This window comes from Rhizobium mesosinicum, assembly GCF_019511345.1.
GTDB lineage: Bacteria > Pseudomonadota > Alphaproteobacteria > Rhizobiales > Rhizobiaceae > Rhizobium > Rhizobium mesosinicum.
The window spans coordinates 254,285-264,175 of sequence record NZ_JAEUAK010000009.1 but is presented as its reverse complement, the minus strand read 5'-3'; the positions used below and the strand labels follow the sequence as shown (position 1 = coordinate 264,175).

9 protein-coding genes are annotated in these 9,891 nt (G+C 60.1%); 6 read left to right on the top strand and 3 right to left on the bottom strand.

What is annotated here, in order from left to right; genetic code table 11:
• Window positions 1-80: 80 nt before the first annotated feature.
• Complete coding sequence (gene iolG, locus JNB85_RS22820; RefSeq protein ID WP_220336561.1) at window positions 81-1,073, bottom strand: inositol 2-dehydrogenase; 993 nt, start codon at window positions 1,071-1,073, stop codon at window positions 81-83.
• A 154-nt stretch (window positions 1,074-1,227) separates the two neighbouring features.
• Here iolG and JNB85_RS22815 point away from each other — a divergent pair, with 154 nt between their 5' ends.
• Window positions 1,228-1,497, top strand: a complete 270-nt coding sequence (locus JNB85_RS22815; RefSeq protein ID WP_220336560.1) for a hypothetical protein — start codon at window positions 1,228-1,230, stop codon at window positions 1,495-1,497.
• Here JNB85_RS22815 and JNB85_RS22810 read toward each other — a convergent pair whose 3' ends face one another.
• A complete protein-coding gene (locus JNB85_RS22810; RefSeq protein ID WP_220336559.1) occupies window positions 1,498-1,962 on the bottom strand; it encodes a hypothetical protein in 465 nt (154 codons plus the stop codon). It abuts the gene before it with no gap.
• Window positions 1,963-2,031: 69 nt separating this feature from the next.
• A complete protein-coding gene (locus JNB85_RS22805) occupies window positions 2,032-3,042 on the bottom strand; it encodes a LysR family transcriptional regulator (RefSeq protein ID WP_220336558.1) in 1,011 nt (336 codons plus the stop codon).
• 271 nt (window positions 3,043-3,313) lie between these two features.
• Between JNB85_RS22805 and chvE the strand changes: the two genes are divergently transcribed.
• The 5 genes from chvE to JNB85_RS22780 all read left to right on the top strand — a co-directional run bounded on the left by chvE (window position 3,314) and on the right by JNB85_RS22780 (window position 9,832).
• The gene (gene chvE / locus JNB85_RS22800; RefSeq protein WP_220336557.1) at window positions 3,314-4,378 is read left to right on the top strand and encodes a multiple monosaccharide ABC transporter substrate-binding protein; all 1,065 of its coding nucleotides are present in this window, start codon (window positions 3,314-3,316) and stop codon (window positions 4,376-4,378) included.
• A 96-nt stretch (window positions 4,379-4,474) separates the two neighbouring features.
• Window positions 4,475-6,013 carry a multiple monosaccharide ABC transporter ATP-binding protein gene (mmsA, locus tag JNB85_RS22795; RefSeq protein ID WP_220336556.1) on the top strand — a complete coding sequence of 513 codons (1,539 nt, stop codon included), beginning with the start codon at window positions 4,475-4,477 and terminating at the stop codon, window positions 6,011-6,013.
• Entirely contained in the window at window positions 6,010-7,221 is a 1,212-nt protein-coding gene (mmsB, locus tag JNB85_RS22790; RefSeq protein ID WP_220336555.1) for a multiple monosaccharide ABC transporter permease, read from the top strand. The genes mmsA and mmsB overlap by 4 nt, the downstream gene beginning before the upstream one ends.
• Window positions 7,222-7,328: 107 nt before the next feature.
• On the top strand, window positions 7,329-8,324 hold the full coding sequence (araD1, locus tag JNB85_RS22785) for an AraD1 family protein (protein WP_183741862.1): 996 nt from the start codon (window positions 7,329-7,331) through the stop codon (window positions 8,322-8,324).
• Between the two features lie 74 nt (window positions 8,325-8,398).
• Complete coding sequence (locus JNB85_RS22780; RefSeq protein ID WP_220336554.1) at window positions 8,399-9,832, top strand: aldehyde dehydrogenase family protein; 1,434 nt, start codon at window positions 8,399-8,401, stop codon at window positions 9,830-9,832.
• Window positions 9,833-9,891 lie beyond the last annotated feature (59 nt).

Here is a 9,891-nt window from a genome sequence, read left to right as displayed (position 1 = left end):
CCCACGCATCTTACAAAACGAGAAATGGCCGGGCTTTCACCCGGCCATTTCTCATGATGGCGACCGTCGGGAGAGGGCGGTCAGCCGATCCGGATGAGCTTGCCTTCCTTGACCGACTGGACGGCGGCATCCGCGAGCACGAGAGCAGCCAGGCCGTCAGCGCCGGAGGGCGAAATCTTCGAGCCTTTCTCGATCGCCGAGATGAAGCTTGCGATCTCGTTGGCATAGGCTTCGGTGTAGCGGGTCATGAAGAAATCGTGCAGCGGCGGGCGGGTATAGCCTTCGGCATTGGCGACTTCGATCGAGACCGGGCGCTGGTTTTCGGCCGAGACGACGCCCTTGGAACCATGCGCTTCGATGCGCTGGTCGTAGCCATAGGTGGCGCGGCGCGAGTTGGAGATGATGGCCTGCTTGCCCGACGCGGTCTGCAGGATCACCGAAACGCTGTCGTAATCGCCGGCTTCGCCGATCGCCTTGTCGACGAGGACGGCGGCGGTTGCGACGACCGAGACCGGCTCTTCGCCGAGCAGGAAGCGGGCCATGTCGAAATCGTGGATCGTCATGTCGCGGAAGATGCCGCCCGAACGCTTGATGTAATCGACCGGCGGGGCGCCCGGATCGCGCGAGGTGATCGTCACCATCTCGACATCGCCGATCTTGCCGTCGTCGATGACCTTGCGGACCGCCATGAAATGCGGGTCGAAGCGGCGGTTGAAGCCGACCATCAGTTTGGCGCCGGTTTCTTCCACGACCTTTATGCAGGCTTTGACACGCGCAACATCCAGGTCGATCGGCTTTTCGCAGAAGATAGCCTTGCCGGCGCGGGCGAAGCGCTCGATCAGGTCTGCATGCGTATCGGTCGGCGTGCAGATGACGACGGCGTCGATATCCTTGGCGGCCTCAATGGCTTCGATGCTGCGCACGTCGCAGCCATAGGCCGACGCGATCGCTTCGGCCGCCTGCGGGAAGGCGTCGGCGACGGCCACGAGCTTTGCATTGGCATCGCCGCTGACGGCCTTCGCATGCACCTTGCCGATGCGGCCTGCGCCGAGAAGACCAAATCTCACTGTCATAACTGCCTCCCTATATTCGGAACAAATAAACCGAATTGATATAAGTTTAGAATTTTCATTCCATTTTCCAGCCGCGGCGTCAAGCCCGCGGGCCTTTCACATTTGCGAAATCCATCCTAAAGACAAGGGCCGACATCAAGACAGTGGAAGACAGATGCAGCTTATCGATCCCAACCATCCAACCTATCGACACCTTTGGGTTCGCGTTGCCATTGTCGCGGTCTGCGTTGGATGGGGCATCTTCGAATTCATCGCCGGCGATCCTTTCTGGGGCGTTCTGGCGCTGGCTGCCGGCGCTTACTCATTCTATATGCTGATCTGGACTTTCGATCCGAAGCCGCCGGAAGCGGCGGCTCCCGCCGTCGTCGACGACGACGAAGAGGACGAGGAAAAGCCGGCGACAGAAGAGAAGAAGGCAGATTAATTACCGTGGCAGGCGCCGCAGCGCTTCATCGATCAACAGGTTGGCGATCATCATGCGTCTGTTGGCATTATCCCGGAAAGGCTGTGCGACGCTGTCGGGATGATTGGCCTTGGCGAAAGTGCGCCGCTTCTCATTCAATGTCTGCAGCGTATCGGCAATAGAGATGGCGAGTTCGGCGGCGATCTCTTCGGGCGATGTGCGAGCCAGATGACCGGGCATGACCGGTTCGGGTTCGGCCACCGTCCGCGGAGGTTCTTCGATACCAGGCTCAGGGCCGAGATTGTCAAAATAGGCTTGCCCGACCCGCTGCGAGGCGGCCGACACACCTTCCATCACATCGAAGGCGAGGCCGGTCGAGAAGCCGTGAACGCGATGGGCGGCCGGTTCTTCCGCTTCGCCTGCGGCTTCGTCTTCCGCCTTCAGCCGTTCCAGAACGGATTGGAATATCGATTGTGCGAACAGCATGCGCCTTCCTTTGCGAGCGGCGCATTAGACGGCGCCAAGTTGGCGCAGGGCTGGATTTCGATATCAGATTTAGACCGCGGCCTGTCGGACGCTCTCCGCCAGGATGAGGTCGTAGAGCAGCCGCGCGCTCGGCGGCAGAGCACGTTCGCGGACGGTGATCAGGCTGTAGGGCTTGACGTTGATCTCGAAATCGATCGGCAGGATGCGCACTTCCGATGCCTTCGAACTCTGCGAGGCGAGAAACTGGGCGACATCGACTGCGACGGGGGCGATCGCATCCGTCTCGCAGATGATCGCGCAGGTGAGCAGCAGCGAGGAGGTGTTGACGACGTTTTCCGGAAGCGGAACGGCGCGCGACAGGAAGATGTCCTCGATCGTGCGGCGCAGCAGCGTGCCTGGAGGCTGGAACACCCAGTCATAGTCCTTGATCTCCGACAGGCTGCTCGGGCTCCTCTTCTTCAACAGGGGGTGACGGCTGCGCACGATCAGGCAGGCTTTCTCGACCCCGATCTCCCGCACCTGGAAAGGACGCGGATTGAGGTCGTCAGGGATGCGGCTGATGATGAAGTCGTGGCGGGCAGCGAGAAGTTCGCGCGCCAGCACGTTGCTGGTCTCGACCTGGATGTTGACCTCGATGCCGGGAAAGGTCTTGCGCACCGTGTTGATGGCGGGAACGACGAGGCTCATGGCGGGTGCGGTGACCGCGCCGATGAAGACCGAGCCGCCCTTGCCGCTCTTCAATTCGCCGATCTCCCGGCTCGCCTCTCTGAGCTCCAGAAGGATCTTGCGCGCACGCCTGGCGAGCGCCTCGCCGAAGGTGGTGAGCACCACGCCGCGGGCCACCCGCTCGTAGAGCGGCGTCTTCATGATCGATTCCATATCCGACAGCATTCGCGACGCTGCGGGCTGGGATATGTTCAGCACTTCGGCGGCCGCCGAAATTTGCCCGCTATCTTCGATTGCGACGATCATCCGCAGGTGATTCAGCTTAAGTCCTGCCCGCAACAGGCCGTCATCGCCAAAATTGTCGCTGTTGATGTCGACATGTTCCAATGAAAAGGGCTCCGGGATGATCGTCATGGTTGCAGCCTCCCCACTGCGCTCCATCAAAAGTAATACTTTTTAACGATATACCAAAATTGTTATGCACATTACCAGTTATTCTATTTGACAGTTATAGGAATCCATACCAGTTTGCCGCCGTGTGCTGGTTGGCACTCAACACGTGTGAGATCGTGGAGGAGACCTACTTCGTTTCTCACCATCTGAAGTAACTATCCAATACGGAACCTGCCACAGTTTCGGGGCGGGCGATTTTTCGTCCGCTGCTTTATTAACAAGGGAGAGAGAAATGAAATCCATTATCTCATTGATGGCAGCGGCTGCCTTCGGCGTCGCTTCGTTCGTTGTGCCGGCTATGGCGCAGGACAAGGGCACTGTCGGTATCGCAATGCCGACGAAGGCTTCGGCCCGCTGGATCGACGACGGCAACAACATCGTCAAGCAGCTTCAGGCCGCCGGTTACCAGACCGACCTGCAGTATGCAGACGACGACATTCCGAACCAGCTTTCGCAGATCGAAAACATGGTCACGAAGGGCGCCAAGGTTCTCGTCATTGCTTCGATCGACGGCACGACCCTTTCGGACGTCCTCCAGAAGGCTCACGACGCCGGCATCAAGGTCATCGCTTATGACCGCCTGATCCGCGACTCTGCCAATGTCGACTACTACGCCACCTTCGACAACTTCCAGGTCGGCGTTCTGCAGGCAAATTCCATCGTCGACGGCCTCGGCCTCAAGGATGGCAAGGGTCCGTTCAACATCGAACTCTTCGGCGGTTCGCCTGACGACAACAACGCCTTCTTCTTCTATGATGGCGCAATGTCCGTCCTGCAGCCCTACATCGATAGCGGCAAGCTCGTCGTGAAGTCCGGCCAGACCGGCATGGACAAGGTCGGCACGCTGCGCTGGGATCCGGCAACGGCCCAGGCCCGCATGGATAACCTGCTCTCGGCCAACTACACCGACGCCAAGGTCGATGCCGTCCTGTCTCCCTATGACGGTCTGTCGATCGGCATCATCTCGTCGCTGAAGGGCGTCGGTTACGGCACGGCGGCCCAGCCGCTCCCGATCGTCACCGGCCAGGACGCTGAAATCCCGTCGGTCAAGTCGATCATCGCTGGCGAACAGCACTCGACGATCTTCAAGGACACCCGCGAACTCGCCAAGGTCACCGTTGCCATGGTCGATGCCGTCATGTCCGGCAAGGAACCCGAAGTCAACGACACGAAGACCTACGACAACGGCGTCAAGGTCGTTCCGTCCTATCTGCTGAAGCCGGTTGCCGTCGACAAGACCAACTACAAGCAGATCCTCGTCGACAGCGGTTACTACACCGAAGACAAGCTGAAGTAAGTTGAACAGGAGGCCGGAGCCCGCGCTTGCGGGTTCCGGCCTTCAATTTTATGATCGCCCGGCCGTTTCATGGCTGCAGGCGCTGGAAATTTGACTATGGACAACACCATCCTCGAAATGCGGAGCATCACCAAGACGTTCCCGGGCGTCAAGGCTCTGGAGAACGTGAACCTCAAGGTTCGTAAGGGTGAGATTCACGCGTTGGTAGGCGAAAACGGGGCCGGAAAATCGACCCTGATGAAAGTGCTATCAGGCGTCTACCCGACCGGGAGCTACGAAGGCGATATCGTCTATGAAGGCGAGACGCGCCACTTCAAGGTTCTGAAGGATTCCGAAGAAATCGGTATCGTCATCATCCACCAGGAGCTTGCGCTCGTGCCTCTGCTGTCGATCGGGGAAAACATCTTCCTCGGCAACGAAAACGCCAAGAACGGCGTCATCAGCTGGGACGAAACGTTCAACCGCACGAAGCAGCTGCTCAAGAAGGTGGGCCTGCAGGAATCTCCGAATACGCTCGTCACCGACATCGGCGTCGGCAAGCAGCAGCTCGTCGAGATCGCCAAGGCGCTGTCGAAGAGCGTCAAGCTGCTCATCCTCGACGAGCCGACCGCCTCGCTCAACGAAAAAGATTCCGACGCTCTGCTGACCCTCTTGATGGAGTTCCGCAAGCAGGGCATCACCTCGATCATCATTTCCCACAAGCTGAACGAGATCCGCAAGGTCGCCGACCAGATCACGGTCCTGCGCGACGGCATGACCGTCAAGACGCTCGACTGTCACAAGGACGAGATCAGCGAAGACATCATCATCAAGAACATGGTGGGCCGCGATCTCGAAGACCGCTATCCGCCGCGTTCGGTGCCGATCGGCGAGACGATCTTCGAAGTCAAGAACTGGAATGCCTTCCACCAGCAGCACCGCGACCGCCAGGTCCTGCACGACATCAACCTGAATGTCCGCAGGGGCGAGGTTGTCGGCATCGCCGGGCTGATGGGCGCCGGCCGCACCGAGTTCGCCATGAGCGTCTTCGGCAAGACCTACGGTCACAAGATCAGCGGCGACGTCTTCGTCGGCGGCAAGAAGGTCGATACATCGACCGTGCGCAAGGCGATCGACGCTGGTCTCGCCTATGTGACGGAAGACCGCAAACATCTCGGCCTCGTGCTGGGCGAGACAATCGTTCACAACACGACGCTCGCCAATCTGCAGGCGGTGTCGAATGCTTCCGTCATCGACAGCGTCAAGGAATCACGGGTCGCGACCGACTATCGCTCGAAGCTGCGCATCCGTTCCTCCAGCATCTTTCAGGAAGCGGTCAATCTTTCCGGCGGCAACCAGCAGAAGGTGGTTCTGTCGAAATGGCTGTTTTCCGATCCTGATGTTCTGATCCTGGACGAGCCGACGCGCGGCATCGACGTTGGCGCAAAATACGAAATCTATACTATCATCAACCAGCTTGCCGCCGATGGAAAGGGCGTTCTGATGATCTCATCGGAAATGCCCGAACTGCTTGGCACTTGTGACCGCATCTACGTGATGAACGAAGGACGCCTCGTCGCTGAACTGCCGAAGGGAGAAGCAAGCCAGGAAACCATCATGCGCGCTATCATGCGCTCAGGGGAGAAGAAACAATGACGCCGATCAATCAACCCATCGCCGAGCAAGGGCGTGTCGTCTCCATCGGAGACTACATTCGCGGCAATATCCGCGAATATGGCATGTTCATCGCGCTCATCGCGATCATGGTGTTCTTTCAGTTCTCGACCGGTGGCGTTCTCTTCAAACCGCTCAACCTGACGAACATCATTCTGCAGAACTCGTTCATCGTCATCATGGCGCTCGGTATGCTGCTGGTCATCGTCGCCGGCCATATCGATCTTTCGGTCGGATCCGTCGTCGGCTTCATCGGCGCCATCGCCGGCGTCATGACGGTGCAATGGCACACCAATTATGTCCTGGCGGGTATCGTCTGCCTCGCTATGGGCGCGCTTGTCGGCGGCATCCAGGGCTATTTCGTCGCCTATCACAAGATCCCGTCCTTCATCGTTACGCTCGCCGGCATGCTGGTCTTCCGCGGCCTGACGCTGTTCGTGATGACGGCATCGGGAACCGGCACGAGCATCGGTCCTTTCCCGCCGGCTTTCCAGCTGATCAGCATCGGTTTCCTGCCGAACCTTTTCGATATGGGCGGCATCAATTCGACCTCGATCATCCTGACCGTCGTCGGCGCCGTAGCCCTCTTCTACCTGGCATGGCGCAAGCGCCTGTCCAATGAGAAACATGGCAACGATGTCGAGCCGCTCGGCTTCTTCCTCGCCCAGAACGCCATCGTCACCATCGCCATCCTGGCGCTCGGCTATCAGCTGTCGATCTATCGCGGCTTCCCGAACGTCCTCGTCGTGATGCTGTTCCTGGTCGCCGCCTATGCGTTCATTACGCGCCGCACGACGATCGGCCGCCGCATCTATGCCATGGGCGGCAATGAGAAGGCGACGAAGCTTTCCGGTATCAACACCGAAAGACTGACGTTCCTGACCTTCGCAAATATGGGTCTGCTTGCCGGTCTGGCCGGTCTGATCGTCGCGCTGCGTCTCAACTCGGCAACGGCCAAGGGCGGCTTCGGCCTTGAGCTTGACGTGATCGCAGCCTGCTTCATCGGCGGCGCGTCCGCGCAGGGCGGTGTCGGCAAAGTGACCGGCGCTGTCATTGGCGCTCTGATCATGGGTATCATGAACAACGGCATGTCGATCCACGGCCTTGGCACCGACTCCCAGCAGATGGTCAAGGGTGCGGTGCTGCTCGCTGCCGTGTTCTTCGACGTCTACAACAAGAACAAGGGCTGAGTTCAGGCTCGACCCCAGTATCGCAGTCACATGAAAATTGAATTCCGGCTCCGGATGGAGCCGGAGCGGCGAAGCTTTTGCCATCGCCAAACGAAAGGATGAAGACCGTGCTTATCTCGCAGATCAAGGGCGCAAGCGGAGAGATCATCGTCGCCGTGCGCGAACCGGGTGCTGCCGCCAAGGCAGTCAAAGGCGCCGAAAGCGTCTATGCTCTGGCGATGGAAGCCGCAAATGGCGGCAAGTCCCTCGTCTCCGTTATCGAGGCTCATGGATACGGCGAAACCGTCGATCTGGAAAAGGCGTATGCGGACGGCCGCTTCCTGCCGCCGATCACGCATCCGGATGCCGCACACCTGCATCTGACCGGCACCGGCCTGACGCATCTGGGTTCGGCTGCGACGCGAGATTCCATGCACAAGAAGACATCAGAAGCGGCAGAGGAAACGCTGACCGACTCCATGAAGATGTTCAAAATGGGCCTCGAAGGCGGCAAGCCGGCTGCCGGCCAGAAGGGCGTGCAGCCCGAATGGTTCTACAAGGGCAACGGCTATGGTGCTGCTGCTCCGGGCGCGCCGCTCGTCTCCCCGTCCTTCGCGCTCGACGGCGGCGAAGAGCCGGAAATGGCCGGCATCTACGTCATCGCCAAGGACGGCACGCCGTTCCGCATCGGCTTTGCCCTGTCGAACGAGTTTTCCGACCACGTCACCGAGCGGATCAACTATCTCTTCCTCGCCCATTCCAAGCTGCGCCCGGCAAGCTTCGGCCCGGAAATCCGCATCGGCGCAGCGCCGGAGGATATCCGCGGCACGTCGCGCATCAAGCGCGGCGACAAGGTGATCTTCGAGAAGCCGTTCCTGTCCGGGGAGGCGAACATGTCCCACACTTTCGCCAATCTCGAATATCACCATTTCAAGTATGGCCTGTTCCGCGTGCCCGGCGACGTTCACGTCCACATGTTCGGTACGGCGACGCTTTCCTTTGCCGATGGCATCAAGGCGGAAGAGGGCGATGTCTTTGAAATCGAGGTCGCCGATTTCGGCCTGGCGCTGCGCAACCCGCTGAAGGTTGCTGCCGAAGAAGAGATCGCCGTCAAGCAGCTCTGATTTCAACTGTGATCTCAAGGGGCCGGCCGCCAGGATAGCCGCCGGTCATTTGTCATAGAGGAGGCTCCAAGGCCATGACCGTCCATCAGAATCTCATCGCCGGCGAATGGACCGGCGCAAATGGCGTCGAGAACATCAACCCGTCCGATACGAACGAGGTCGTCGGCCTCTACGCTCAGGCGAGCGTCGACGATACCAAGGCGGCGATCGCTGCCGCCAAGGCTGCCTTTCCGGCCTGGTCGCGTTCCGGCATCTGGGAACGTCACGTCATCCTGAAGAAGGCCGGCGACGAGATCATGGCGCGCAAGGACGAGCTCGGCGCCCTGCTTGCGCGCGAAGAAGGCAAGACGCTGCCTGAGGCGATCGGCGAGACGATCCGCGCTTCGCAGATCTTCGAATTCTTCGCCGGCGAGGCGCTGCGCCTGGCGGGCGAAGTCGTTCCGTCCGTGCGCCCGAACATCGGCGTCGAGATCACCCGAGAGGGCCTTGGCGTCATCGGCATCATCACGCCATGGAATTTCCCGATCGCCATTCCCGCCTGGAAGATCGCGCCGGCGCTCTGCTACGGCAACACGGTCGTCTTCAAGCCGGCCGAGCTGGTGCCCGCCTGTTCCTGGGCCATCGTCGACATCCTGCATCGCGCCGGCCTGCCGAAGGGCGTGCTGAACCTCGTCATGGGCAAGGGCTCGGTCGTCGGCCAGACGATACTCGACAGCCCGGATGTTGCCGGCATCACCTTTACCGGCTCCACCGGTACCGGAAAACGCGTCGCTGCCGCCTCCGTCGAGCATAACCGCAAGTTCCAGCTCGAAATGGGCGGCAAGAACCCGATGGTCGTGCTTGACGACGCCGATCTCACCGTCGCCGTCGAGGCGGCCGCCAATTCCGGTTTCTTCTCCACCGGCCAGCGCTGCACCGCGTCGTCGCGGCTGATCGTCACCGAGGGCATCCATGACAAGTTCGTCGCGGCGCTCACCGAAAAGCTGAAGACGCTCGTCGTCGACAACGCTCTGAAGGCAGGCACCCATATCGGCCCAGTCGTCGACGAGCGGCAGCTGAAGACCGACATCGACTATATCGAGATCGGTAAAACGGAAGGCGCCAAGCTTGCCTTCGGCGGTGAGGTGATCTCGCGTGACACGCCCGGCTTCTATCTGCAGCCGACACTGTTTACCGAGGCGACCAATCAGATGCGCATCTCGCGCGAAGAGATCTTCGGGCCTGTCGTTTCCGTCATCCGGGTCAAGGATTACGACGAGGCACTGGCAACGGCCAACGACACGCCGTTCGGCCTGTCCTCGGGGATTGCCACGACCAGCCTGAAACACGCGACGCATTTCAAGCGCAACTCCGAGGCCGGCATGGTGATGGTCAACCTGCCGACCGCCGGCGTCGATTTCCATGTTCCCTTCGGCGGCCGCAAGGGCTCGTCCTACGGCCCGCGCGAGCAGGGCAAGTACGCCGCCGAATTCTACACAACCGTCAAGACGGCCTACACGCTGGCCTGAGACGAAGCGCGATAGCCCTGATCGTACGAGGCGATCAGGGGATATCCTGAAGGACAGAG